Source organism: Undibacterium cyanobacteriorum, assembly GCF_031326225.1.
Classification (GTDB): domain Bacteria; phylum Pseudomonadota; class Gammaproteobacteria; order Burkholderiales; family Burkholderiaceae_D; genus Undibacterium; species Undibacterium cyanobacteriorum.
This window is the reverse complement of sequence record NZ_CP133720.1, coordinates 3,598,630-3,624,010: the sequence shown is the minus strand read 5'-3', so window position 1 is coordinate 3,624,010 and position 25,381 is coordinate 3,598,630. Positions and strand designations below refer to the sequence as shown.

21 protein-coding genes are annotated in these 25,381 nt (G+C 46.9%); 12 read left to right on the top strand and 9 right to left on the bottom strand.

The window, feature by feature from the left end; genetic code table 11:
• Nucleotides 1–58 precede the first annotated feature (58 nt).
• A complete protein-coding gene (locus RF679_RS15100) occupies nt 59–562 on the bottom strand; it encodes a DciA family protein (RefSeq protein ID WP_309481455.1) in 504 nt (167 codons plus the stop codon).
• 47 nt (nt 563–609) lie between these two features.
• Between RF679_RS15100 and RF679_RS15095 the strand changes: the two genes are divergently transcribed.
• Together RF679_RS15095 and secA are read left to right on the top strand one after the other, a co-directional pair.
• Nucleotides 610–1,572, top strand: a complete 963-nt coding sequence (locus RF679_RS15095) for a M23 family metallopeptidase (RefSeq protein WP_373921693.1) — start codon at nt 610–612, stop codon at nt 1,570–1,572.
• 216 nt (nt 1,573–1,788) lie between these two features.
• Nucleotides 1,789–4,551 (top strand): preprotein translocase subunit SecA, encoded by a 2,763-nt coding sequence (gene secA / locus RF679_RS15090; protein WP_309481453.1) that lies wholly within the window; start codon nt 1,789–1,791, stop codon nt 4,549–4,551.
• Nucleotides 4,552–4,622: 71 nt separating this feature from the next.
• On the opposite strand, the gene RF679_RS15085 is transcribed toward secA, so the two are convergent.
• The 4 genes from RF679_RS15085 to RF679_RS15070 form a co-directional block, all read right to left on the bottom strand.
• Nucleotides 4,623–5,057: a MarR family winged helix-turn-helix transcriptional regulator gene (locus tag RF679_RS15085; RefSeq protein ID WP_309481452.1), complete on the bottom strand. Its 435-nt coding sequence runs from the start codon at nt 5,055–5,057 to the stop codon at nt 4,623–4,625.
• Nucleotides 5,058–5,125: 68 nt separating this feature from the next.
• Entirely contained in the window at nt 5,126–5,695 is a 570-nt protein-coding gene (locus tag RF679_RS15080; RefSeq protein ID WP_309481451.1) for a YceI family protein, read from the bottom strand.
• A 49-nt stretch (nt 5,696–5,744) separates the two neighbouring features.
• A complete protein-coding gene (locus RF679_RS15075; RefSeq protein ID WP_309481450.1) occupies nt 5,745–6,320 on the bottom strand; it encodes a YceI family protein in 576 nt (191 codons plus the stop codon).
• A 7-nt stretch (nt 6,321–6,327) separates the two neighbouring features.
• On the bottom strand, nt 6,328–6,873 hold the full coding sequence (locus tag RF679_RS15070) for a cytochrome b (RefSeq protein ID WP_309481449.1): 546 nt from the start codon (nt 6,871–6,873) through the stop codon (nt 6,328–6,330).
• Nucleotides 6,874–7,579: 706 nt separating this feature from the next.
• Here RF679_RS15070 and RF679_RS15065 point away from each other — a divergent pair.
• Nucleotides 7,580–9,415, top strand: coding sequence for a M4 family metallopeptidase (locus RF679_RS15065; protein WP_309481448.1), 1,836 nt, complete (start codon nt 7,580–7,582; stop codon nt 9,413–9,415).
• Between the two features lie 261 nt (nt 9,416–9,676).
• On the opposite strand, the gene purB is transcribed toward RF679_RS15065, so the two are convergent.
• Nucleotides 9,677–11,104 carry an adenylosuccinate lyase gene (gene purB / locus RF679_RS15060; protein ID WP_309481447.1) on the bottom strand — a complete coding sequence of 476 codons (1,428 nt, stop codon included), beginning with the start codon at nt 11,102–11,104 and terminating at the stop codon, nt 9,677–9,679.
• Between the two features lie 435 nt (nt 11,105–11,539).
• On the opposite strand from purB, the gene RF679_RS15055 reads away from it, so the two are divergent.
• Nucleotides 11,540–12,148, top strand: a complete 609-nt coding sequence (locus RF679_RS15055; protein WP_309481446.1) for a glutathione S-transferase N-terminal domain-containing protein — start codon at nt 11,540–11,542, stop codon at nt 12,146–12,148.
• Nucleotides 12,149–12,266: 118 nt separating this feature from the next.
• On the opposite strand, the gene RF679_RS15050 is transcribed toward RF679_RS15055, so the two are convergent.
• The gene (locus RF679_RS15050) at nt 12,267–12,935 is read right to left on the bottom strand and encodes an energy transducer TonB (protein ID WP_309481445.1); all 669 of its coding nucleotides are present in this window, start codon (nt 12,933–12,935) and stop codon (nt 12,267–12,269) included.
• 377 nt (nt 12,936–13,312) lie between these two features.
• On the bottom strand, nt 13,313–14,158 hold the full coding sequence (asd, locus tag RF679_RS15045; protein ID WP_309481444.1) for an archaetidylserine decarboxylase: 846 nt from the start codon (nt 14,156–14,158) through the stop codon (nt 13,313–13,315).
• Nucleotides 14,159–14,507: 349 nt separating this feature from the next.
• Here asd and RF679_RS15040 point away from each other — a divergent pair, with 349 nt between their 5' ends.
• From RF679_RS15040 to pssA, 4 genes are all read left to right on the top strand, one after another.
• Nucleotides 14,508–15,056: a peroxiredoxin gene (locus RF679_RS15040; protein WP_309481443.1), complete on the top strand. Its 549-nt coding sequence runs from the start codon at nt 14,508–14,510 to the stop codon at nt 15,054–15,056.
• Nucleotides 15,057–15,434: 378 nt separating this feature from the next.
• On the top strand, nt 15,435–15,956 hold the full coding sequence (locus RF679_RS15035; protein ID WP_309481442.1) for a carboxymuconolactone decarboxylase family protein: 522 nt from the start codon (nt 15,435–15,437) through the stop codon (nt 15,954–15,956).
• Between the two features lie 372 nt (nt 15,957–16,328).
• Nucleotides 16,329–18,092, top strand: coding sequence for a tetratricopeptide repeat protein (locus RF679_RS15030; protein WP_309481441.1), 1,764 nt, complete (start codon nt 16,329–16,331; stop codon nt 18,090–18,092).
• A 162-nt stretch (nt 18,093–18,254) separates the two neighbouring features.
• On the top strand, nt 18,255–19,616 hold the full coding sequence (gene pssA / locus RF679_RS15025; RefSeq protein WP_309481440.1) for a CDP-diacylglycerol--serine O-phosphatidyltransferase: 1,362 nt from the start codon (nt 18,255–18,257) through the stop codon (nt 19,614–19,616).
• Between the two features lie 109 nt (nt 19,617–19,725).
• Here the strand turns inward: pssA and RF679_RS15020 are convergent, their stop codons facing one another.
• Nucleotides 19,726–20,607, bottom strand: a complete 882-nt coding sequence (locus tag RF679_RS15020; RefSeq protein WP_309481439.1) for a dienelactone hydrolase family protein — start codon at nt 20,605–20,607, stop codon at nt 19,726–19,728.
• A gap of 381 nt (nt 20,608–20,988) precedes the next feature.
• On the opposite strand from RF679_RS15020, the gene RF679_RS15015 reads away from it, so the two are divergent.
• From RF679_RS15015 to RF679_RS15000, 4 genes are all read left to right on the top strand, one after another.
• Nucleotides 20,989–22,002 (top strand): sulfate ABC transporter substrate-binding protein, encoded by a 1,014-nt coding sequence (locus tag RF679_RS15015; RefSeq protein ID WP_309481438.1) that lies wholly within the window; start codon nt 20,989–20,991, stop codon nt 22,000–22,002.
• 279 nt (nt 22,003–22,281) lie between these two features.
• The gene (gene cysT / locus RF679_RS15010) at nt 22,282–23,139 is read left to right on the top strand and encodes a sulfate ABC transporter permease subunit CysT (RefSeq protein WP_309481437.1); all 858 of its coding nucleotides are present in this window, start codon (nt 22,282–22,284) and stop codon (nt 23,137–23,139) included.
• Nucleotides 23,136–24,071, top strand: coding sequence for a sulfate ABC transporter permease subunit CysW (cysW, locus tag RF679_RS15005; protein WP_309481436.1), 936 nt, complete (start codon nt 23,136–23,138; stop codon nt 24,069–24,071). The genes cysT and cysW overlap by 4 nt, the downstream gene beginning before the upstream one ends.
• 205 nt (nt 24,072–24,276) lie before the next feature.
• Nucleotides 24,277–25,356, top strand: coding sequence for a sulfate/molybdate ABC transporter ATP-binding protein (locus RF679_RS15000; protein ID WP_309481435.1), 1,080 nt, complete (start codon nt 24,277–24,279; stop codon nt 25,354–25,356).
• Nucleotides 25,357–25,381 lie beyond the last annotated feature (25 nt).

Below are 25,381 nucleotides of genomic sequence, written 5' to 3'. Positions count from 1 at the left end.
GGAAGCGATCGGTAGATCGAGCTCCGCGTTTAACAGTCAAAGCGCGAGCTCACTGTTGTTAGGTAGGTTCACTTGAATTTCTTGCTAATAATCGCGCCAAAGCTTGCTTTAAATCTGCATTCTCTTTGGTGGTCGGCAAAGTCTTTTCTAACGATTTAAATGCATCAAGTGCCTTCGCGGAGAAAATTGCTTGCTTGATAGCTTGTGGTTTTTCCACTGTTTTTTTGACTTGTACTTTGATTCTTATTGCGCTAATCTGCCACCCTTGCTGTTGCAAATGCGTTAGCAATTTGGGAGTTTGTTGCTTGAGTTTGCTTGCAATGGCAGCATTTGGTGCGGAGAGAATCAGTTGATCTTCTGCAAGATTGAGTACTGCACAGTGTGCAAAAATGGGTGGTAGTACTTTTTCACATTCTTTCTGAAGTGCGAGGTTGCGCTTCACTGTTGGCAGTAGCGGCGACAATTTGTCGTTGTGACGTAAGAAACTGGATACCTCGTTGGCGTTCGCAAGTTTCTTACCACGCTTGATATTTAATCGATAAGGTTGTTGAGGTGATTGCATAGCAGCACATTACCACAGCTATCTTTGTTGGTCACGGGGCATCTTTAATGCAGATCATTATTATGCATTCGCGCTTGACGCAAGCCAAGTCGGTGACGCTGTCGTCCAAACACGTCGTCAGTTTTTTGCTCGCTTTTTTTACTTTATCAGTTTTGTGTGCAATAGCACTCATGTCTTTGACCGCTCGACTCGCTGCGAATGACAATAAAATCGCGAAAGCTTTAATGCCGGAAGCTTTGATGCCCTCTAGCATCAGTGGCGTCACCACCAATGACCGTTATTTGAAGGAAAATTTGACCGCTTTAGCAGCGAAAGTTGGCGAGATGCAGGCGCAATTAATACGACTTGATGCACTTGGTGAGCGAGTTCAGGGCTTGGCCGGTGTGAAGCCCGAGGAGTTCAATTTCAAAGAAGCACCTGGTCGTGGCGGCATGGAAATCCCCCTGAAGAACGACCTAAGTCTTTCAGATTTCGAGCAATCGCTAGATGTGATGGCGCGTGATATCGGTTATCGTTCTGACTATTTGAATGTGGTCGAATCTAAATTAATGAGTTTTAAGTTGCAGGCGAAACTCTTACCCACCGTGGTGCCCGTTAATGTTGGATATAACGCATCAACTTTTGGTCGCCGCATTGATCCATTTTCAGGTCGCACTGCCTTTCATGAAGGCTTGGATTTTTCTGCTCCGACCGGTACGCCAATAGTGGCCGCAGCGGGCGGTGTCGTGGTGGCGGCCGAGTATCACCCGGAATACGGCAATATGCTCGAAATTGATCATGGCGGCGACATGATGACTCGTTACGCGCACGCCTCGCGTTTATATGCGCGCGTTGGTGATATTGTGAAGCGTGGACAGCACATCGCAGATATCGGCTCTACTGGTCGCTCAACGGGCGCGCATCTGCATTTTGAAGTGCGGATCAAGGGTATTCCACAAAACCCACATAAGTTCTTGAACGCTGGCACCAGCAGTACCGACGTCACTAAATTGGCAGGACTTGTTAAATAATTGGCAAATCCGACATATTTTCTCCGTTGAGATTGAATAAGTTGCAAATTTCATCTTGAATTTGGCATTTTTGGTGCCAAATCCCCTCATACCTAGCCTAAGCACGCCCGCAAATTCAAAGAAATCGGGTTGGGCATGTTAAAATAAAAAGTTACTCATATTTGTCGTGCCAGAATTTGTGCGGCGTTTTAGAACCTTACTCATCAGTACATAAGCATGTCTTTTCTGACCAAAATCTTCGGTAGCCGTAATCAACGGCTCTTGAAACAATATCAAAAAACAGTGCGTGAAATTAACGCCTTAGAGCCAAAGTTAGAAGCACTGACTGATGAGCAATTGCAGGCGAAAACGCCCGAGTTCAAAGAGCGCATTAGCAAAGGGGAAACGCTCGATTCCCTCTTGCCTGAAGCATTTGCGGTCTGCCGTGAAGCAAGTAAGCGCGTGTTGAAGATGCGTCACTTCGATGTTCAAATGATGGGTGCGATGGCCTTGCACTACGGCAAAATCGCAGAGATGGGCACGGGTGAAGGTAAGACATTGATGGCGACCTTGGCCATTTATTTGAATGCTCTGTCTGGTAAGGGCGTGCATGTTGTTACCGTCAATGACTATTTGGCTCAGCGTGATGCGGAGCAAATGGGGCAATTGTATGGCTTCTTGGGATTGACCACAGGTGTCAATCTCTCCCAACTTGATCATGAGTCAAAACAGACAGCCTACGGTTCCGACATTACCTACGGCACCAACAACGAATATGGTTTTGACTACCTTCGCGACAATATGGTGTATGAAGCGAAAGATCGTGTGCAACGTGGTTTGAACTTTGCGGTTGTCGATGAAGTCGACTCGATTCTGATTGATGAAGCTCGTACGCCATTAATCATCTCTGGTCAGGCTGAAAATCATACTGAGCTGTACTACAAAATTAATGAAGTGCCAAAGCTGCTGGCTTTGCAAATTGGCGAAGAAACGCCGGATGGCAAAGGCGTAGTAGAGGTTCCAGGTGATTACACGAAAGATGAAAAGTCTCATCAAGTGTTGTTAACTGAAGCGGGGCACGACAAAGCTGAAAAAATCTTGACGCAAATGGGTCTCTTACCCGAGGGCGCATCCTTGTATGACCCAGCACATATCACCCTCGTTCACCATTTGTACGCTGCATTGCGTGCGCATGCTCTCTACTTCAAAGATCAGCATTACGTTGTCCTTGACGACGAAATCGTGATTGTTGATGAATTTACTGGCCGTATGATGACAGGCCGCCGTTGGTCTGATGGTTTGCATCAAGCGGTTGAAGCCAAAGAAGGTGTACGTATTCAAAACGAGAACCAAACATTGGCCTCGATCACCTTCCAAAATTATTTCCGTATGTACACGCGTTTGTCGGGTATGACCGGTACCGCAGATACAGAAGCATACGAATTCCAAGAAATTTATGGTTTGGAAACAGTGGTGATTCCACCGAACAAGCCATCGCAGCGTAAAGATCGTCAAGATCAGGTATATAAATCTGCCGAAGAAAAATATGGCGCGATGCTGAAAGATATTCAGGATTGCTACGAACGCGGACAGCCAGTTTTGGTCGGTACGACATCGATTGAGAATTCTGAACTTTTGTCTGGCATTCTGACAAAAGCGAATTTGCCACACAATGTTCTGAATGCGAAGCAGCATGCGCGTGAAGCGGAAATCATTGCTCAAGCAGGTCGTCCAAAGGGCATCACAATCGCCACGAATATGGCCGGTCGTGGTACCGACATCGTGTTGGGTGGTAATGTCGCTAAGCAAGTGCAATTGATTGAAGCATCAACGACCTTGTCGGACTCCGAAAAAAAGGCGCAGATCAAGCAACTGCGTGATGAGTGGCAGTCCTTGCATGATCAAGTAGTGGCTGCAGGCGGTTTGCACATTGTCGGTACAGAGCGTCATGAATCACGCCGCGTCGATAATCAGTTGCGCGGCCGTTCTGGTCGTCAAGGTGATCCAGGTTCATCTCGCTTCTATTTGTGTTTAGATGATCCTTTGTTGCGGATTTTTGCTGGCGACCGTATCCGTAACATTATGGATCGTCTAAAGATGCCAGAAGGCGAGCCAATTGAGGCAGGTATGGTGACGCGCGCGATTGAGTCGGCGCAACGTAAAGTGGAAGCGCGAAACTTCGATATTCGTAAACAATTATTGGAATATGACGACGTAGCAAATGATCAGCGTAAGGTGATTTATCAGCAGCGTAACGAGCTGTTGGAGGCAGTTGATATCTCCGAAATGATTGACTCTCTGCGTGATGGTATGTTCCACGATGTAGTGCGCATGTACGTGCCGGAAGAGTCAGTTGAAGAACAGTGGGATTTGAAGGCACTGCAAACGCATTTGGCAGCCGAGTGGGCGCTCGATATTGAGCTCGTCAGTTTGCTTGAAACTGAGCAGAACCTAACTGATGCAGATATTGTTGAGCGGGTTATTGCTGAAGCCAAGAAGAACTATGATGCCAAGGTTGACTTGGTAGGGAAAGAAGCTTTTGCGGGCTTTGAACGTAGTGTCATGCTACAGAGTATTGATAGCCACTGGCGTGAACATTTAGCTGCCTTGGATCATTTGCGGCAAGGTATTCATTTGCGCGGCTACGCACAGAAAAATCCTAAGCAGGAATATAAGCGTGAGGCGTTTGAGTTGTTTGGTCAAATGCTCGATATGATCAAGAACGAAGTCGTTCGTATCATCGTGACCGTTCGCATCCAATCTCGTGAGGAAATCGAAGCGGCGGAACAGCAGATGGCTCAACCTCAAGTTGAAAATGTGCATTATCAACACGCAGATTTTGATGCAGAAGCTTCACCCGAAGAGATGTTGGCACCGGCACCAGTAGCAGGTGATGAATCGCAGCCTTATGTCGATCTCGGATGGAAGGTTGGACGAAATGATTTGTGTCCTTGTGGTAGCGGAAAAAAATTCAAACAGTGCCACGGCAAGTTAGCGTGATGTATTGAATCGAGAATGAAAAAAGCGGTGAGAAAATCACCGCTTTTTTTTCGCTTGAAGCAATTTTGATGTTACTTGAGACCGCGCTCGAGTGTGAGCTTCAGCTTTTGAAGTTGTAGCTCAAGTGCTTCAAAGTCTTCACTTTGATAGTCTGTGAAGACCGCTCTGCCACCAGCGACAACAATAGGAAACGCGTCGGCAAAGCATCGCTCTCCCGCTGCGGTCAATTTGACCCAAAGTTGTCTGCGGTCGTCCCCTCGTTCTCGTTGAATTAAACCTTTAGACTCTAATCGATCGAGTACACCGGTGAGGGTGCCTTTCGTAATTAAGGTTTTTTCTCCAAGCTCTTTGCAAGTCATTCCAGGTGTGTTCCCGAGAGTAGCAATGATGTCAAACTGTGAATCTGTGAAGCCCATTGCACGAACTCGTCGAGAAGACCCTTTTTCAAACAACTGCATGCACTCCGCGAGAAGTCGTATGCTGCGCAGGTAGCGTTTTTCTAACATGATGAAAGCGGTGGCGATTTATTTCGCCACCATCAATAAATGACAAATGAAAACTACAGCGCTCGCGATTAGTCAACTTTGACCGCTTCTACTTGAATTGAAAGTTTAACTTCGGGAGCAAAGCCATAAGCGATTGCATAGTTCAAACCGAAATCCGTGCGTTTGAATTCTGCACTAGCATCTGCACCACAGATTTCCTTCTTCGTCATTCCATCCTGAATGCATTTGAATTTATTTACGGTCAGGTTGACAGGTTTTGTCACGCCCATCATTGTCAATTCTCCTTCAACAGCAACAAGTTTATCGCCATCAAACTTGAGTGCGGTACTTTTGTATTTGATGTTGGGGAATTGCTCGACGTTGAACATGTCTTTGCTCTTTGCATGGCCGTTCATTTTGTCCATACCGAAATCGATCGAATCTGCTGCGATGTCGATATTGATAGAACCAGTTTTTGCTGCACGATCAAGCGTTACAGTGCCACTGGTTTTGGTAAATTTACCGCGCCAGAAAGAGATACCTTTGTGATCTGCTTCGAAGCTTGGATACGTATGAGTTGGATCAATTTTGTATGTCTGTGCGAAGCTTGGTGCTGCGACTGCGAACAAGGCAACTGCGAAAAAGCGGGATAATTTCATGTTAAAGCTCCTAGAAAATGTGAACTGTGTTCACGATTGGTTTGAAAAATTACTTGTTCGTGACAAGCTTAAATTTGATGGAAACATCATCTGCGACCATACTGGTGTCTTTCCACTCACCTTCACCGATATTGAAGGCTAAGCGTTTGATGGGCAGATTGCCTTCAAACGTGAATTGATTACCGTTACTGGTGTAAGTCATCGGGAAACTGATTGCATTGGTTTTACCTTTGATCGTCAATTTCCCCTCAACTTGGAGTTTGCCAACTCCGAGTGATTTCATGCTGCTGGCGACAAAGTTCGCCTTGGGGAATTGTGGCGCATTAAACCATTCTTTCTTTTGTACTTCCTTGTTGTACTCAGGCGCAGGCAATTCAAAACTATTCATATCAATTTCAACTTGCGCTTTTGATTGCTCGATCTGTTTTTCATTGAGCTCAATGTTGGCTGCAAAACGCTTGAAATTAGCTTGGACTGGCACATCCATTTGTTTGAATGTGATTTGTACTTGACTCTTACTTGTGTCCAGCTTCAGTGTTTGCCCACAAGCCAGCGATGTATAACTCGTCAGCGCCGCAGCACTAGTGCTGATCAGCAGTGTTTTGATCTGAAAATTCATTGCCATTCCTTTCTTAGTTTTCTGTGCGTCCAGGCAGCATGCGCTGTAGTGTTTGATCCTTATCGATGAAGCGATGTTTGAGAGCTGCACCAATATGTAATAAAACGAGAATCGCCATGGCACTCGTTAAAATCTCATGAGCATCTTTGAAACTATCTTTAAGTTCGGGAAATGGGCCAAGTACAGCTGGTAGTTGCACAAGTCCTAAAAAAACGACGGGAAAACCAGCCGCATAGCTGTAAAGATATCCAGTAATGGGGACCGCGAACATCAACACATACAGTGTTACGTGGGTCGCACTTGCGAGACTTTTTTCCCACGGCTTCAGGCTTCCCAGGTGGTCAGGGGTGCCGAGGGTGAGGCGTGTCAACAAACGTATAGCAACGAAAACCAAAATAGTGACCCCGAGCCATTTGTGCCACGCATAGTACTTCAACTTGGTTGGGCTGATACTCATGTCAGTCATGTAGGTGCCTAGGGCAAATGCCATGATGATGAGGAGGGCGATGAGCCAATGTAATGCGATGCTCAACGATGGGTAGCGTTTCAGAGTTTGCATACCAGAGGTCCTTAGGAAATTAGTTCGAACTAGAACTAATATAGCAAAAAAAACGAAATCGTGCAGAACCCAGTAAAAAAATAAGTTCCTAAAAGCGTATCTGGAAAGCCTTGGAAAGGCGCATTAATAGAGGGAATGCTGCGGTACTGAAAAGATGATTTTTCTTTAATGAAAAAGTTCCTATGAACAATATTTTTTTACAATAAAATGAAAATAATTGATCAAAAGTGATCATTTTGATAGTAATACCACTTTATGTTTTGATCTGTACAATTTGAGACAAATTTGGACAAAAAGAAATATTTCTCGAAGAAAATTCACTTTTAGAGCTCCAGCTCTAGACTTTTTAGAAAAAAAAGCCGGTTTTCTTGGTTTTGGCAAAATAATTTGTAACGGGGAAATAGCTTGCTCTTGATACCAGTTGTATTTTCAACACATTTTTGTCGCAAAAATGCAAAGAAGCCGAATTTATTCAATTTTTTTCGGAAAAAAACAAATTTTTGATTCATTTTTTTTTCTGCGCATGTCATATTGCAGTCACACAGAGGTTGTAGTGGAGTGATAAAAAAGAAAGAAATTAATTCGAAGTTAATTGTTTTCTTTTAAACTTTATCGCTGTTGGGAGGGGGTTAATCGTAACTATCATTACGAAGCGCCATTAAGTGAGAGTTATCAAACTCGCAATAATTATATGTAAAGGCCTAAAATGAAGAAATCAAACGCAATCGTTCGTCCGTTATTGTTGTCTATTCTCGTTGCCGGTGCATGCGACGCTATGGCAGCAGATCGTGTTGACTTGGAAAAAAATAATGCTGCTCGTGCATCGATCATGTCGATCGGTGGCCGCGTCACAGCCGCACAACACATCGGTTTGTCCACAGACGAATTGAAAGAAGTTCGCTCACAAAAATATGCAAACGGTAAAACAATCACTCGCCACCAACAGTTCCACCAAGGCATCCCAGTATGGGGCGAAGCAGTTGTTGAGCACCGCGGCGCAACTGACAACACTCCATCAATGAGCGGTGCAATGTTGTCTGGTTTGGCACAAGATTTGCCAAGCGTAAAACCAACATATAGCGCATCACAAATTTTGAGCTTGGCTAAAGGTAAAGCACAAGTTTCTAACACAAGCAATGATCAAGCTAAGTTGTTTGTTAAACAGGATGACAACGGTGTAGCGCGTTTGGTCTACCACGTTTCTTTCTTAGCAGAAGGCGGTAACAAGCCAAGCCGTCCAACTTTCTTGATTGATGCGAACAGCGGCGCTGTTTTGCAACAATGGGATGGTATTACTCATTCTTTGACAGGCACAGGTCCTGGCGGTAACGCAAAAACTGGTCAACGTGAATACGGCACAACAGCTGGTTACGGTTACCTCGACGTATTGGTGAGTGGCTCTACATGTAAGTTGAGCAGCACTAACGTTGATACCTACAACATGAATGGTGCAACTTCTGGTACAGGTACTTTGCATTCTTTCACATGCCCACGTAACACAGTGAAAGCAATCAATGGTGCATATTCTCCAATGAATGATGCGCACTACTTTGGTAACAAAGTATTCGATATGTACCAAAACTGGTTGGGCGTACGTCCGATTAGCCAAAAATTGGTCATGAAAGTGCACTACGGTACAAACTACGAAAATGCGTTCTGGGATGGCTCTGCAATGAGCTACGGTGATGGCGCGACAACGTTTTACCCATTGGTTTCTTTGGACGTAACAAGCCACGAAGTCAGCCACGGTTTCACAGAACAAAACTCCGGTTTGGTCTACTCTGGTATGTCTGGTGGTATGAACGAAGCGTTCTCTGACATGGCTGGTGAAGCTGCTAAGTACTATGTAACTGGCACAAACGACTTCAAAGTCGGCACAGATATTTTCAAAGCATCTGGCGCTTTGCGTTACATGTACAACCCACCACTCGATGGCAAATCAATTGACAATGCAAGTAAGTACACAAGCAGCTTGGACGTTCACTACTCCAGTGGTGTGTATAACAAAGCGTTCTACCTGTTGGCAACAACAGCTGGTTGGAACACACGTAAAGCATTTGAAGTGATGGCAGATGCGAACCGCTTGTACTGGACAGCAAGTAGCACATTTAATGCTGGTGCGTGCGGCGTAGAAAAAGCTGCAGCGGCTCGCGGTTACACAGTAGCTGACGTTACAGCGGCTTTCGCAGGCGTTGGTGTAAGCTGCTCTGGCACAACACCTGCCCCAACAGCGACAGCGTTGACTAGTGGTGTAACAGTATCTGGCATTACATTGGCAAAAGGCGCAACGAAGTTGTACAGCATCGTTGTTCCATCTGGCAAAACAAGCTTGACAGTGAAATTGGCTGGTGGCTCAGGTGACGGTGATATCTACTTGAAAGCTGGTTCTGCACCAACGACAACTTCTTACACGAAGAAGTCTGATGGTTCAACAAATACAGAAACGATCACAGTGACATCTCCAGCAGCTGGAACTTACTACATCTTGGTAAGTGCATACGCAGCAGTGACTTCCACAACGATCAACGCAACTGTGAAATAATTGGGAGCAAATGGACACCTTGGGCTTTCCTGAGGTGTACAAAACTGCAAAGAGCAATCGATGCGGTTTATAACAACAAAAAAGCGGCAAATTCATTCGCGAATTTGCCGCTTTTTAATTTTCCACGAAACGTCTTAAATCAACATAAGCCTGTTTGTTGTGATCTCGCACCTTAAAGCTTGATCGCAAAAACTGTTTTGTCGCATCAGAAGTGTAAGCGGTGAGAAGCTCCGCTTACTTTGTTATCGAATGCAGTTGCGCTCAGATTGCTTTAGCGAGTTTACTCGCATGGCCAGTATAGCTTGCCGGTGTCATCGACATCAGATTATCCTTCGCATCTTGAGGAATCTGCAAATTCGCGATGAACTCGCGTAACGCTTCTTTAGAAATGCCTTTGCCGCGGGTCAGTTCTTTGAGTTGCTCGTATGGATTCTCGATGCCATAACGACGCATCACAGTTTGTACTGGCTCAGCCAAGACTTCCCAACTATTATCGAGATCTTCTGCCAGGCGCGATTGGTTTGTTTCAAGCTTGTTGAGGCCACGCAGGCAGCTATCATAAGCTAACAACGTGTACCCAAAAGCGACGCCAATATTACGCAGGACCGTTGAATCCGTGAGGTCACGTTGCCAGCGTGAAACCGGCAATTTCTCAGACAGGTGCTTTAATACTGCGTTGGCCAAGCCAAGATTTCCTTCGGAGTTTTCGAAGTCGATAGGATTGACTTTATGCGGCATAGTTGACGAGCCGATTTCGCCAGCTTTGGTTTTTTGTTTGAAATAACCAACTGAGATGTAACCCCAGATATCGCGATTAAGGTCGAGTAAAATTGTGTTGGCACGGGCAAACGCGTCGAACATTTCCGCCATGTAGTCATGCGGTTCGATTTGAATCGTGTAAGGATTGAATGTGAGACCCAAGCGAGTTTCGATGACATTCTTCGAAAAGGACTCCCAGTCGTGTTGAGGATATGCCGAGAGATGTGCATTGTAATTGCCGACCGCGCCATTCATTTTGCCCAAGATCTCAACCTGTTCTATACGCTTGGCGGCGCGTTCTAAACGCGCAACAACGTTAGCCATTTCTTTGCCAAGAGTGGTTGGACTCGCAGTTTGGCCGTGAGTGCGGGACAACATCGGAACGTCAGCGTTATCGTGCGCGATTTCCTTTAATCTTGTGATCAGTTTTGCCAGCGTTGGCAGCATCACGGTATCGCGCGCGTTCTTCAACATCATGCCATGCGAGGTATTGTTGATATCTTCAGAAGTGCACGCAAAATGGATAAACTCTGCCGCTGATTTCAACTCTTGAGTAATCTCAGGGGCAATATTCAAAGCGCGTTTTGGCAAATGTGCATAGGTCTCAGGCAATGCCAATCCGACGGATTCTTTTAACCAATATTCCACTGCTTTCACATCGTGATTGGTGACGGCTTCGATCGCTTTGATTCGCGCCGCATCCTCGTCTGAAAAGCGAGCAGCGATATTGTTAAGAAGTTCATTTGCTGCGGCAGAGAAAGGGTTGATTTCGGCGAAGCCAGCTTCGGACAGAGCCTGCAGCCACGCGATTTCCACTTTAACGCGATGATGCATGAAGCCTGCTTCGGAGAGTGTGCTGCGCAAAGCGTCAACCTTGCTTGCATAACGACCATCTAATGGGGATAGGGCAGAAAGAGTAGAGAGAGACATAAGTTTAGTCTTGAAGTAGAACAAAATTGATGGATGGGTGGCGGAGACGACCTCGAACCCTTCGAAGGGTAGCCCTACAAGTTAGAAAACAACAGTTTAGTGAACTGCTCATCTTGTTTACCAAACGCAAATCTTGCCTCGAGTAGAGTCATTTTTTGCGGCTTGGGCGGAGAATTCGAGGGTTGCTTGAATCCAAAATGCTGATAAAAGCAGTAAATGCGCTTATCTTTTTGCTTTGTCACGGCATTAAAAGCGATATTCTAACACGGTCGATGCTGCTTTTTTCGGCTGGACAATCTTCCTTTGATGAAAGCCTATGGTCGTAATTCAAGCAAATTGGCGGCAATGTTATAATTTCTCCAGTTTAAAATTTAATGTAATTGTTATCAGTAGTTTGCATTAGCAGAGCTCATAACAGTTCAGAGAAAATTGCATATGAAATTAATTGGTTCTCTCGCAAGTCCTTATGTTCGTAAAGTCCGTGTTGTGATGGCGGAAAAAAAGCTCGACTATGCCTTATTGTTAGAGAATGTTTGGGCTTCTGATACGACAATTCAACAATCTAACCCGCTTGGCAAAGTCCCATGCTTGCTAATGGAAGACGGCGGAGCGATGTTTGATTCACGTGTGATCGTCGAATATCTCGATACTTTGACACCAGTGGGTAAGTTGATTCCACCACATGGTCGCGAGCGTGCCGAGGTCAAGAATTGGGAAGCTTTGGCCGATGGCATTTTGGATGCTGCCGTTTTGGTTTTTATCGAACGCACCAAACGTGAGCCCCAATTCCGTAGTGAAGCATGGATTGGACGTCAGTTAGATAAAGTCAATGCAGGTTTAAAATCCATGTCCTTAGGCCTGGGCGAGTCGACTTATTGCGTCAGCAATCACCTCACATTGGCCGATATCGCCGTGGCGTGTTGCCTTGGATGGTTGTCCTTCCGCTTCCCTGAAATTGCTTGGCGCGATGAATATCCTAATCTTGCCAAGCTTTTTGATAAGTTATCTGAGCGTCAGTCATTCAAAGACACGGTACCGCAGTAATCAAAATCAAACGAAAAGAATGCCAGCGAATGCTGGCATTTTTTATTTATAGTTTTCGGTATGGAACAGGTCAAACTAAATTGATTTTTCTGCTTCCGTCCTTCTAAGCACGTAAATTCTAGCCACGTAAAGAGAAATTGATGCTGGCAGTCGCCAGCACGGTCATGGTCTTGCCGTCCTCAATATACGGTTTGAAGATCGCTCGCATCAGGGCTGTTTTGGCGGACTCATCAAGGCGATTGAAGCCAGAGGATTTAATCACTTCTACCTTTTCCGCGCGCCCTTTATCGTTAACCAATACTTGCATCACGACGCGACCTTCTTCGCCCATACGCTTTGCCATGGCAGGATAGTCCGCTTGTGGCGCTTGAATATACTCCACAGCGCCAATGACTTTAGGACCTTGTTGTTCATGCTTTGCTGTGCTGGTGATAGAAACATTGGCGGTCGCATTTACCGGCGGTGTTGTCTCGGCAACGGTGACCGCTGGTGAACTCACTTGTATCGCGTCTTTCACCTCGATCTTGTTGGTGATCGTTTGACTAGGCACTTCTACAGCTGGTGAGCTGATTGGTTTTTCTTGACTCTTTGTTGCTTGTGGCGGGGCAATGGGCGAGAGTGGTTTCAGTGTGGGCACCATGACCAGAATGGTTTCTTTCGGAGCGCTCTTGAAGTGAACCGATGGCGCAGCAAGAAATGCGCCTAGCACCAGAACGTGGCCAACAATAATGCCGCCAATGGTTGCAAATTGACGAGGTGATTGTGCTTTGGGTAAGGCGTAGTTCATCGTTTCACTCCCTCTTCAAACGAAGCCCTCAAGCATCTTAACAATGTGCCTAAGTTCACTTTTGGTTTGAAATAATCTAAATAAGAATAATTCGTATTTAGATTATCTGTGATTTTCACACGGAGTGCAAGAAAATTGTGCACTGCGAAGCGGGAATCGACGACTTACTTGATTTAATGCAAAGTGAACGATGTGCGTCTTAAACCATGTCAAAACGCGAATCTGTGAATTGGTAGAGGGGGGGCAAACGCCTGTCACAGACAGAGGAGAAAGTTGCACCATCTCGCCTGTGCATGGCTAGGCAATTTTGAAATGCAACAAGATTCGCTTGTAAAGACTTATCCAGCAAGTGATCAGTCTGCGAGATTCATTGTCTCTTAGGCAGACTCGCCCATCACTTCGCCAAGTTTAACTTTTCCCGCAGGCATCCATTGAGGGTTAAAGCGCATGCTTTGCTTCTGAAACAGCATGACGACAGTGGAACCGAGCAAGAAGCGGCCCATTTCTTCGCCTTTCTTGAGCTGAATGTTTTCTTTGCTGTAGTCCCATTCGCGTACTTCCTTCGTGCGCGGAGGATTAACGATGCCATGCCAAGCGGTTTGCATGCTGCCGACGATGGTTGCACCGACCAACACCAATACGAATTCGCCGGAGGGAGAATCAAATACGCAGACCACACGTTCGTTTCGCGCAAACAAACCTGGAACGCCACGTGCAGTAGTTGGGTTCACGGAGAACAGTTCTCCAGGCACGTAAATCATACGCTTCAGAGCGCCATCGCAAGGCATATGAATACGATGATAATCTTTAGGACTCAAGTAAATATTGGCAAACTGACCGTCTGCATATTTTGCGGCCAAATGATGATCGCCACCTACCAGTGCGGTCGCACTAAATTCGTGTCCTTTGGCTTGGAAAATTTGACCTTCCTTGATTTCTCCAAACTCACTAATGGCGCCATCGACGGGGCAAACATAAGCCACATTTGAAATCGGACGGGCACCCTCGCGCAAGGGACGGGTGAAAAACTCGTTGAAGGTCGCATAGCTCGCCGTATCGGGATTGGCGGCCTCGCTCATATCCACCTGGTATTTTTTGACAAACCAATTGATGAGGCGAGTGGTACGTGTGCCCCCGCGACGGTTGGCAATCAAACCAGCAAATACGGTTAACAGATGCTTAGGTAAAAAATATTGCGGTAAGACGGCGAGACGGTCAGACACAGTGCACTCTCAACATTAAAATTCGGAAGCGGCGATTATAACGGTTTCAATGCCCAATTCGCGCGTTCAAGCTCTGTGGGGAGATCAAAAATAATGGCGTGCGTCATCGCACTGTCGTAATTATTGTGCATGCTTGCGCGAGGTCATTGAGTACGCAATTAGGGAGAATCTAAGACTTATGTAGAAATATTCTATTGGATAACTAAAATCCATAGTGATAAGCTTCGTTTCCATCAAGCAGGTAACAAACGCATTAAAAGATTCGCTGTCGTGACGAGGCCGATAACACTTGAAATCGGCATGATCAGCAATAAATGGAAGACTCATTTCAATTTACTAGGAGAAATTAATGAAAACCGTAGGACAAAAACTCGATGCATTTAGCGTTCCAGCAGCTAAGCCAGGTTTTAACCACCACGAAGAAAATGGCGTTTCCGCGTTCGAAACGATCACTGAAGCTTCTTTCCCAGGTAAATGGAAAGTTATTTATTTCTATCCAAAAGATTTCACATTTGTCTGCCCAACAGAAATCGTTGAATTCGCTAAATTGGCGAACGACTTCGCTGACCGTGATGCAGTTTTGATGGGCGGCTCTACCGATAACGAATTCTGCAAATTGGCATGGCGCCGTGAACACAAGGATTTGGACAAGTTGAATCACTATGCATTCGGTGATGCAACAGGTTCTTTGGTTGATATGTTGGGTGTACGTGATGTGAACGCTGGTGTGGCTTTGCGCGCGACTTTCATCGTTGATCCAGACAATGTGATCCAGCACGTTTCCGTGAACAACTTGAACGTGGGCCGTAACCCAACAGAAATCTTGCGTATTTTGGATGGTTTGCAAACAGATGAACTGTGCCCATGCAATCGCACCGTAGGTGGCGCCACTCTGTAAATTCAATTGTAGGGGACATAGCGTTGTTGCTTGTCCTCGCAATACTCGTGTATTGCTCCGGGAAGCGCCTAGCTCTGTCTCCCTAAAATTGAATTTCCAGCGGAAGTCGGAATTGGTAGTAGATGGCTTGTGACGGTAGCGCGAACTTTTCAAGCGCTGACGAAATTCAATTGTAGGGGACATAGCGTTGTTGATTGTCCTCGCAATACTTGTGTATTGCTCCGGCAAGCGCCTAGCTCTGTCTCCCTAAAATTGAATTCGCGCTGATATCGGATTTTGTAGTTGGGATGTTGCTCGTCCTCGCAATTTCTAGAGCTTACGCATTAGAATCAACCCGCCCCGGCGGGTTTTAAAATCTTTTTTCAATAGGTGAAAACTATGGAATTTCTTACTTCAATTAAAAATAGCATTCCTGACTATGCCAAAGATATTCGTTTGAATGTTGATAGTACGATTGCTCGTTCTAGCCTCGAAGGAAATGATGCCGTAGGCGTAGCCTTAGCTGCGGCGTTTGCTACCAAGAGTAAAGTTTTGGTCGACCTCATTAAATATTCAGGCCATATCACACCTGAAGAGGTGAACGCTGCATTAACAGCCGCTGCTCTCATGGGTATGAATAACGTGTGGTATCCGTATGTCGAAATGGCCGACGATGAAGATTTGAAGTCGCAAGGGGCGCAGTTACGGATGAATGCTTATGCGACAAATGGTGGTTTAGATAAACGCCGCTTTGAGATGTACGCGTTGGCAGCTTCTATCGTTGGCAAATGCCATTTTTGCGTGAAGTCGCACTATGATTTGCTGAAAAAAGAAGGTATGAGCGCGACTCAATTGCGCGATGTTGGTCGTATTGCTGCAGTGATCAATGCGGCAGCGCAAGTGATTGCAGCTGAAGGATAAAATTCATTTAGGGAGCCAAACTGCGATAGGTTCCCTCATTTTTCTCGCTTGTATCAATGCCGGGCACCTCTTTGGGTGCCCGTCGTTTTTTTGGGCTCTAGGTTCGACAGTATGGACCTGAGAAATTATTGGAGCGATTGAGTCTTTATCAAAGACCGTTGAGAGTACCGCTAGCAAGTCTTTCACTTAAAACACCTCTATCGAGAACAGTTTACGGATCTTCTTACTTCAACTCTTACCCTTGGTCGGCTCATGATTGCCGACCATTTTCTTTTCTGTTAGCGTGTTTGGCTTGGCATGAAAGTTCGAACTCATTTTTCCGTGAGGCGAATTGGCCAAATTTAGGCTGCTCATTTGATAAGGACAGAAGAGATGCAACACCCAGCATTCGATGAATTCAAGCGCGCGTTTGGCGCCAAAAATTATGAGCAAGCACTGGCTTGTATTGAGCAGTTGCAGCAAGAATTCCCGCAATCGGCAGCACTCATGTGGCACCGTGCGAATTGTCTTGAAAAATTGGAACGCTATATCGATTTGCCTCAGGCTCTAGAAGCCGCGATTGCGAAATTGCCAGAACACTTGCCCGCCCGCGTGATGCGAGTCGAATATAGCGATTGGTATATCGAACATGAATTTCCATTATTAGACGGTGAGGAAGACGCCGACGAGGATAATTTGCCATCTGAAATTCTCGCGATACGAGAGAAACGTGAGCAACGGGGCCGCGAATTGGAGCAACGTAACGAGGCTGATCTGCGCTTTGTGCTAGAGAAAGAACCCCAACACGCACACGCTAACTTTTTGCTTTCACAGCTACTGCGCTCAGTGGAGCAACACACCCTAAGTGCTGAAGAGCGCGAGGTGATGGCTGCAGATTTGTTGGAGCGTGCGATTGCAAGTAATCCTAAACAGGTCGACTACTACCTAGCACGCGCCGCCCATCATCGTAGTTTGGCTTGGTGTGATTGGAGTGAACAAGATGCGGCACAAGAGGTGCCCGCCCATATCGTGAAGACCTTTAGTGGTATCGCCTACCTACGCGCTCCGCTCGAAGCCGCCGCGCAAGACTATCGTCAGGCATGGAGCTTGTCGCAACAGCCTGCACATGCACTTAAGTTAGCCACCACACTGCATGATCTTGGTTCTTTCGATGAAGCGCTTGCCGTGTATGATGACGCGCTCGCAAAAATGCCAGAAGATGCACCTTTGCGTGAGTATTTTATTGAGCGTCGTGCGATGTCGGAAAATGGCGGAGCTGGTGAGCGTGAACACATGGCGCAATTGCTGCTGCAAGGATTGGGAGACGACGGTAAAGAACAAACTTTGGCCGATAGCATTGCCACACAAGCGATTCTCGGTGCAGCAGAGGCGATCCGTCGCGGCGCCAGTGTTTCGGATGCTATTGCCGCGAATATCAGCGATGATCCGGAAACCATGCGCGCGATGAACCTAGCACGTCAGTTATTGAATGTTGCTAATGAACCCGCCCCAGAATTGGTTGAAGTCGATGCGAGCAAGTATCCAGCTCATCAACGGCGCTTCGCAGACAAAACTGAAAGAGCCGCCGAAAAAATCGGCATGATAAAAATTTGTGATGCAGAAGCGATGGGACTTTTTCAGCGACTCGGCCAACATGTCATGCTGCGCTTTTATCGTGATGATAGTGGCGAGGTTGGCATGGCGAGTTTCACTCTCAAGCATAAGTGGCCGGGATTCGTCGCTTTTGTTATTCTCTTTTTGATGGGCAAATGGAAGGCGCATTCGATGGTCGAATGTGTCACAACTTTTGATGATGGTACTTTGATTTCAACACAGCCTGAGAGTATTTCACCTTTCCAATATGGTGGCGGCGTCATTCTGCGTAAGTTATCAAAAAATGTCAGCGTGCAAGAACTCGTTACGGTACACAAAGAGATGGTTGCGGACTATAAGCTGCAACACCCTGAGGCGAAGCCACGCATCGTGACAGATCTCGCAGGTGTTGAAGCGCGTTGGATTGAAGGTCAGGAAATTAAGTCTGCGTATCGCAAATCGATTAACTATGCGACGGATGAAGAATTGCGTGCCATGCTGGGTGGGCAATACGAGGCATTGGCAGACAAGATTCGCACACAAATCCAACTGATGACAGCCTAGATTAAAGCTGGATTAAAAGGCGATCAAATAAGCCTGTGCAGCGCAATTGATCGAGTTGAATGGATGGTATGGCGAAGCGATAGTGCCTAGTGATATCATCCAGCGGCCCCTCACACACACATCAATTTTTGATATTTTAAGAAGTACTCATCTCATTTCAGTATGCGTTTTTTCAAACCTCGTAGTAGTTTCAAAGATCTTTCTTCGATCGCACTCAATCAGGCTGCATTCAATGTTTTACATGATGCCGCTACGTTTAAGAGTCAACTCTTGACGCAGATCGAGCAAGCGCAAAAACGCATTGTGCTTTGTAGTTTGTATCTGCAGAACGATGACGCTGGACAAGAAATCCTTACAGCGCTATACGAGGCCAAACGTTCCCGTCCAGCTTTGCAAATTGAGATCTTCGTTGATTGGCATCGTGGTCAACGCGGTTTGATTGGTGAAGAGAAAATTCCCGGAAAAGTCGCCGGAAATGCCGCTTGGTATCAGTTGCAGAGCCAAGCAAATCAAGAGGCGATCCCAATCTACGGCGTGCCGATTCAGACGCGTGAGTTATTCGGCGTACTCCATTTAAAGGGCTTCATCTTTGACAATACGGTGCTGTACAGTGGGGCGAGTATCAATAATGTGTATTTGCACCAATTTGAAAAATATCGACATGATCGCTATTGGCTGATCCGTGACGCCGAATTGGCGGACAGTATGGCTCGCTGGATTCGCGAATCTTTCTTGCGCTCAGCGGCGGTACAACGTTTGGACCAAGCTCAAATTCCTAGCACTCAATCTCTCCGGGCGGATATTCGCCAGTTCCGCGAACAACTCAAGAAAGATAACTATCACATTGAACATGGCGTGCCGATCGATACGCAAGCGAACTTGGCAATCACGCCGATCGTTGGACTCGGAAATCATAACCGGCTGAATCGCTATATTTGTCAATTGATCGCCGATGCGGAGACTGAAATTTGGATCTGTACGCCTTACTTCAATTTTCCAGCGCATATCACGAAAGAGATCAATCGCGCCTTAAAACGTGGCGTGCGTGTCCATATCGTGGTGGGTGATAAGCGCGCTAATGATTTCTTTATTCCGCCTGAACAGGAATTTAAAGCGATTAGCTGTTTGCCTTATTTGTACGAGATGAATCTGCGCCGATTTGCGAAAAAGCATGCGGACGATATTGCAGCGGCTCGCCTACAGATACACCTCTGGCAAGATGGCGAGAACACCTATCATTTGAAGGGTATTTGGATTGATCAAGAATACACTTTAATTACAGGAAACAATCTGAATCCACGCGCCTTCCGCTTGGATTTGGAGAACGCATTGTTGATCCGTGACCCACAGGGAGAATTGTCGGCACAGCGCGCTGCCGAGTTGCAGAGCATCTTGCAGCACACCACTGTGTTGAAGGCCTATGAGGACTTGCAAAAATTGGCGGACTACCCACCGCGCGTCCGTCAATTTTTAGCGCGTTTGAGTCGCGTTCGCTTGGATCGCTTGGCTTACCGCGTGTTGTAGCGCTTTGGTACTTGAGGGGAATTGGACTAGAAATTGGCGGTGCGGAAAAGACAACCCCATCGATTCTAGCCGCAATAATTTGAATCGATGGAGCATTCAAGTTCTTCAATTAGCGCAAGCTTCGATTGAACAATTCAAGTGTGCGTGACCATGCCAACTGCGCTGCGGCTTGGTCAAAACGCGGAGTGGTGTCATTATTGAAGCCGTGTTCAACGCCTTCATAGACGAAACCTTGATACTTTACACCGGCGGCTTTGAGTGCTTCCTCATACTTCGGCCATGCTGCAACTAGGCGTTCATCTTTGCCGGCGTGGTGGACCAAAACTTCGGCTTTGATGTTGGTGACGGCGTCTAGCGCAGGCGCACCACCGTAAAATGGCACCGCGGCCTTCAGGTCTGGAATCTTAGTCGCAAGGAAGTTAGCGATTGCACCGCCATAACAAAATCCAACCACACCCACTTTACCATTACCACCTTCTATCGTTTTGAGGATGCTGGCCGCAGTCAGAAAATCTTCGCGCGTCTTTGCCTGTTCAAGTTTAGGGAAGAGTTCGCGTGCTTTATCTTCAGTGCCCGGGTAACCGCCGAGCGGGAACAGAGCATCCGGCGCGAAGGCGATGAAATTGTCTAAAGCGAGGCGTCGTGCAATATCTTCGATGTGCGGATTGAGTCCGCGATTTTCATGCACCACCAGTACCGTGGGTAGTGGCTTGTCTTGTTTCGCGGGTCGCACCAGGTATCCACGCAGTTTCCCATAACCGTTTGGTGAAGGATATTCCACATAGCTCGTCTGGATACGAGGATCATCCGCTTTCACCTGCTGTGCTTGGGCGAAATTGGGACTCAGTGCCTGCAGTAGAGCCTCCGCACCAACCACACCTGCCGCGTACTTGCTCGCGGAACCCAAGAAACCTCTGCGACTGAGGCCACCATGGACATATTGGTCGAACAGTTTCAATACTTCCGGATGAAAGTCTTTAGCAGTTTGCATCGATGATCTCCTTGTTGATTAGTTCTAGTTTGCAGTCAGTCGTAATGGCGAAGTTTTACAGTATGGACTTAGAGCACCAACTGGTACAGAAGTTTCCGTTCAAGTGATGTAAAAGCGGTTCAAAAGGGCGACCCATCATTCATTGCGCATGGGCTGTGCTTTGTAAGGTCTTAGTGAAATTTTACTAGGGCGAGGCCATTGTCATGAAAAAAACGCATATCGATCGATGAAATGATTCGTTCGTAAATGATGCCATCTTGTTTATTCTGCTCCCTCGGTGATGCTACACCAATCAATGCGTCAAGCCATGGCGCGATTTGGGGAGCTTTCAATTTTCTAATCAATGATGAATGAAGAGCATTCTGCTCTGAGGAATTTTTTATGCGACGACTACACTTCTATTCACTGCCACTATTGCTCAGTCTATTGGGTTTCATTCCTAGCGGAGCGGCATACGCTGGAGATGTTTCACTTCTTAACGTGTCGTATGACCCAACACGCGAGTTGTACCAAGAAATCAATCCAGCCTTTGCTAAGTTTTGGAAGTCGAAAACCGGTGACAAACTGACGATTAAACAATCTCATGGTGGATCTGGCAAGCAAGCACGCTCGGTGATTGATGGCCTTTCAGCAGATGTCTTGACCTTGGCTTTGGCGTACGACATCGACATCATTGCAGAGAAAAATCTGCTCGATAAGAACTGGCAAAAACGCCTAGCAAAGAATGCGTCGCCGTATACCTCAACGGTGGTGTTCTTGGTGCGAAAAGGAAATCCTAAAGCTGTGCGTGATTGGGCTGATTTGGTGAAGCCAGGCGTTGCAGTGATTACGCCGAATCCTAAAACCTCAGGTGGTGCACGTTGGAACTATCTCGCCGCGTGGGCTTATGCTCAACAGCAGAGCGGCGGCAATGAAGCGACGGCGCGAGAGTTTGTCACGCGTCTGTTCAAGAATGTTCCCGTACTCGATTCCGGCGCACGTGGCGCAACCGTCAGTTTCGCTGAGCGCGGCCTTGGCGACGTGTTGCTCACTTGGGAAAATGAAGCGCATTTGGCCTTGAAGGAATTTGGTTCAGATAAGTTTGAGTTGATCATTCCCTCGATCAGTATTTTGGCCGAACCACCGGTCGCTGTGGTCGATAGTGTGGTCGATAAGCGCGGTACACGGCAGGTCGCCGAAGCGTATTTGAATTATCTGTACACCGAAGAAGCACAAGAGGTGATTGCCAAAAATTTCTATCGTCCGCGTTCCGAAAAAGCCGCTAATAAGTATGCCAAGCAATTCCCCAAATTGAAACTTGTCAGTATTGATGAAAGCTTTGGTGGCTGGGCCAAAGCACAGAAAACCCACTTCGCAGATGGCGGTAGCTTCGATCAAATTTATCAAACGAAGTGAGCGAATGAACAAGTCATTTGCTAGAAAAACAAGGTCACGATGTGCTTTTCTTTATCTGAAAAACGAATAATCAAATAAAAATATATTCGTTTTTCAGATATCAATTCTGTGAAAAGATGCGCCCTAAGATGGATTGTGCAAGCGAGTCTATTTCACTATCAAGCCTTTATCGCAAGGAGGTGAGTGAGCGTTTCCTGCGAATTGAGTGAGCAATTTTTTTGTAATCAGAAGGTCCCTTGCGACTGAGAATTCGCAAAATGAGGGATGGAAAATTTAACTATGGCATTCTTCAGTACCCCAGCGGCAAAGGCCCGGCGTGTGATTCCGGGCTTTCATTTGTCAGTCGGTTTTAGCCTGTTCTATTTGGGTCTCATTGTCTTAATTCCCTTGTCTGCAGTGTTTGTGAAAACCTTCACCATGACTTGGGATCAGTTTTGGCACACCGTGACCTCCGAGCGCGTGATGGCTTCATATCGCCTGACCTTTGGTGCGTCTTTGTTGGCCGCGTTCATCAATGTGATTTTTGGTGGAATCTTGGCGTGGGTCTTGGTGCGTTATCGCTTCCCAGGCAAGCGTTTGATCGATGCTTTCGTTGATTTGCCGTTTGCTCTGCCTACTGCGGTGGCGGGTATTACTTTGGCGACCTTGTATAGCGGGAATGGTTGGCTCGGTAAATTATTGGCCCCTTTAGGAATCAAAGTCGCTTATACACCCTTAGGTGTTTTGGTGGCTTTGATCTTTATCGGATTGCCGTTCGTAGTTCGCACCGTGCAGCCAGTCTTAGAAGAAGCCGAAAAAGAACTCGAAGAAGCGGCGATTAGTTTGGGTGCGAGTCATTGGCAGACCTTCACACGCGTGATTTTTCCGACCATTTTGCCTGCCGTCTTGACCGGTTTCGCTTTGGCGTTTGCCCGTGCTACTGGTGAATATGGTTCGGTGATTTTCATTGCTGGCAATATGCCGATGATTTCAGAAATCACACCACTGTTCATGATCACCAAGCTTGAGCAATACGACTATGCAGGTGCAACAGCCATCGCCGTCGTGATGCTCATCATCTCATTCATTTTGTTATTGGCGATCAATGCTTTGCAAGCGTGGACACGTCGCCGCCAATCTGCAGGAAAAACAGCATGACCAGTTTGAATCCATCATCCGCGTTGCCCGTAGCCGCGGCTGCAGCCGATGCATCACAACAGAAACGTGCTCGACGCATCGAACCACCATTGAAATTGCAAGCGACTTTGGAGCCACTTTGGGTACGCATTAGCTTAGTCACGCTCGCTTTGAGTTTTGTGGTGTTGTTCTTGTTCGTTCCTTTGGCGGCGGTGTTTACGGAAGCCTTGCGCAAAGGCTGGGAAGTCTATTTGGAGGCAATCCGCGAACCCGACGCGCTGTCTGCCATCAAGCTGACCTTAACGGCGGCGGCAATTGCAGTACCACTCAACTTGGTCTTCGGTGTCGCTGCCGCATGGGCCATCGCGAAATTCGATTTTCGTGGCAAGAACGTATTGTTGACCTTGATCGATTTGCCGTTCTCGGTGTCGCCTGTGATTTCAGGTTTGATTTATGTCTTACTGTTTGGAGCGCAAGGTTGGTTTGGTGAGTGGTTGCGCGAGCACGATATCAAGATTTTATTCGCCGTGCCGGGCATTGTATTGGCGACGATTTTTGTGACCTTCCCGTTTATTGCGCGTGAGTTGATCCCCTTAATGCAGGCGCAAGGAAGTGAAGAAGAAGAGGCGGCATTGGTACTTGGCGCGTCTGGTTGGAAAACCTTCTGGCATGTGACTTTGCCCAATATTAAGTGGGGCTTGTTGTACGGCGTGATCCTCTGTAACGCCCGCGCCATGGGGGAGTTTGGTGCAGTCTCGGTGGTGTCGGGACATATTCGCGGCGAGACCAACACCATGCCTTTGCAAGTCGAAATTTTGTACAACGAATATAACTTTACAGCAGCCTTCGCAGTGGCTTCTCTGTTGACTTTGTTGGCCTTGGTGACCTTGGCCTTGAAGATCATCGTTGAATGGAAAACCGATGAGTCGCGTCAACGGGTGCCGCAAGAATAGCAATCAGAGGAAGTCTTACTGTTAGTGAGATTGTTAAAACCTCGCAACACAGAGTCACAGAGAAAAGCGGGAGAAAATCAAAAGATTTTTCTTCTGTATTCCTAATTTAAAAATACTAGTGCCTCGGCCTGAGTGTTGTGAAGTCATCGATTCAATTTGGGTTTGTAAATTCGTGATGATGCGAGTTTGAAAAATAGGAAAAATTATGAGTATCGCCGTTCAACAATTGCATAAACGTTTTGGAAATTTCACCGCCTTGGACAACGTGTCTTTGGAGTTTCCGAATGGGGAATTGACAGCGCTGTTGGGTCCATCAGGCTGTGGTAAGACGACACTCTTGCGTATCATCGCGGGTCTCGAATACGCCGATAGTGGACAAGTTTTATTGGACGGTGAGGACGCATCCAATCGTCATGTGCGCGAGCGCCAAGTCGGTTTTGTGTTTCAGCATTATGCGCTGTTTAAACACATGACGATTTTCGAAAACATTGCCTTTGGCTTGCGCGTCAAACCACGTCATCTGCGTCCTAGCGAAGCAGAAATTAAAGACAAAGTGCATAAGTTATTGGAATTGGTTCAACTCGATTGGTTGGCCGATCGCTATCCACCGCAATTATCGGGCGGTCAGCGTCAACGTATTGCGTTGGCGCGTGCTTTAGCGGTTGAGCCACGTGTTTTGTTACTCGACGAACCCTTTGGTGCCTTGGATGCCAAAGTGCGTAAAGAATTGCGTCGCTGGTTGCGTCGTTTGCATGATGAATTGCATGTGACCAGCATTTTCGTCACACACGATCAAGAAGAAGCTTTGGAAGTCGCCGATCAGATTGTGGTCATGAATCACGGCAAAGTCGAACAAGTCGGCGCGCCGAATGAGGTGTATCAGCATCCGGCGACGCCGTTCGTGTATGGCTTCCTCGGTAACGTCAATCTCATCCATGGCCGTGTGCACGAAGGGATCTTGGACGCCGATGGTGTACCTTTCGATGCGCCGGGCCACGCAGAGACGCGCGATGCACAAGGTACGGCATATGTTCGTCCGCATGAATTGGAAATCGAACGCTTCCAGCACGGCGTCAGCGGTTTGGTCGTGCGCTTGCGCCGCTTGCATGGAATTGGCCCTTTGGCACAGTTAGAGTTGGTGCGCGAAGACAACGGTCAATTAGTCGAGGCCATGATTAGCAGCGAGCGTGTGCAACACTTGAACTTGCAAGTCGGTGATGTATTGGTCGTGAAGCCACGCCGTTTACACGTATTTGTTGATTCAACAGCGAGTGCCGTTAGCTAAGACGCCAATCAATAAGAAAAATCGG